At 47.4% G+C, this 1,729-nt stretch carries 1 protein-coding gene; it reads left to right on the forward strand.

All coding sequences use genetic code 11. The features are described from left to right. The coding region (locus AC2SLT_RS13115) for a beta strand repeat-containing protein (RefSeq protein WP_486548094.1) at positions 1 to 1,729 on the forward strand (1,729 nt) is incomplete at both ends.

The following is a 1,729-nucleotide window of genomic DNA, read 5'->3' on the forward strand; positions in this document are numbered from 1 at the left end:
CCAGACGCACCAACTGCCGTGACGATCGGTAACGGTGATGAGTTTATCACCGCTGATGAGATTGATGCAGACGGTAAGGTTGAGGTGACCGTTGGTCTACCAGCTGATGCGGTAGCGGGTAACATCGTGACCGTCAATGGCGTTGAAACCGTCCTAACAGCAGACGACATTACAGCTGGTGAAATCATCACCAAAGTGACTGCCCCAGCCGAAGGTGACACCCTTGACGTCACCGCGACCATCACTGATGAAGCAGGCAACCCAAGCGCCGAAGCGACAGACAGTGCAGATACAGACACTACCGCACCTAAAGTACCGACCAAAGTTGACATTGGTAACGGTGATGACTTTATCACTGCCGATGAGATTGACACAGACGGTAACGTTGAGGTGACCGTTGGGCTACCTGCAGGCGTTGAAGCAGGTGACATCGTCACGATTAATGGTACTGAGGTTGAAGTAACAGAAGAGGCTATCACAGCCGGTGAGGTAACCACCAAAGTAGCTGCTCCTGTAGATGGTGATACTCTTGATGTGACTGCGACGATTACTGATAAAGCCGGTAACGAGAGTGCGCCTGTTGATGAGAGTGCACAAGTTGATACTACAAAGCCTAGTAATGCACCAACTGTTGACGAACTTGAAACAAACGACACTACTCCAATACTTACTGGAACGGCAATCCTTGAAGAGGGCGATATTCTTCAGGTATTTGTTGGTGGTGCAACTTATGAAGTGATACCGGATGCCAATAATGAATGGACTTTAGACACTGAGACTGCTGAGCCAGTATCAGGGGAATTCACACCTCTTACGGAAGGTGATCATGAAGTTGTAGCAACCATCATTGATTCTGCGAATAATAGTACTGAAGATTTAAGCAGTAATGAAATAGTCATTGATACTACTATTACTGATCCGACGATTAAACTTGCCACTGACTCAGGTGCCGATGCAACCGATGGCATTACCAACAGCGGTATCCTAACCATTAATGACAATGGCGACACCATTGACTCAGTGGTTGGTACCTTAGCAGATGGCACGACAGTTAACGCCGTTAAGAACGCAGAAGGTAACTATGTGCTACCAGAAGGCGAATACACTGATGTCACAGTAACTACCAGTGATGCTGCGGGTAATACTGCTACAGCAAATACAGGACCAATCACAGTAGATAAAGCAATTGATGAGCCTGTTATTAGCCTAACGACTGATTCAGGCGCTGTCACAGATGATGATATTACCAATGATGGCACCTTAAGCATCACCGACAATGGCGATACTATTCAATCAGTGATAGCGACCAAAGCGGACGGTAGTGAAGTAACCATTGACCTAGTTGATGGTAGCTATGTCTTGCCAGAAGGCGAGTACACTGATGTCACTGTCACCACCGTGGACACTGCAGGTAACACAGCGACAGCAAGCACTGGTGCCATTACCGTAGACAGCTCTATTACTGATCCGACGATTAAACTTGCCACTGACTCAGGTACCGATGCAACCGATGGCATTACCAACAGCGGTATCCTAACCATTAATGACAATGGCGACACCATTGACTCAGTGGTTGGTACCTTAGCAGATGGCACGACAGTTAACGCCGTTAAGAACGCAGAAGGTAACTATGTGCTACCAGAAGGCGAATACACTGATGTCACAGTAACTACCAGTGATGCTGCGGGTAATACTGCTACAGCAAATACAGGACCAATCACAGTAGATA

This window comes from Psychrobacter sp. CX18, from assembly GCF_057396215.1.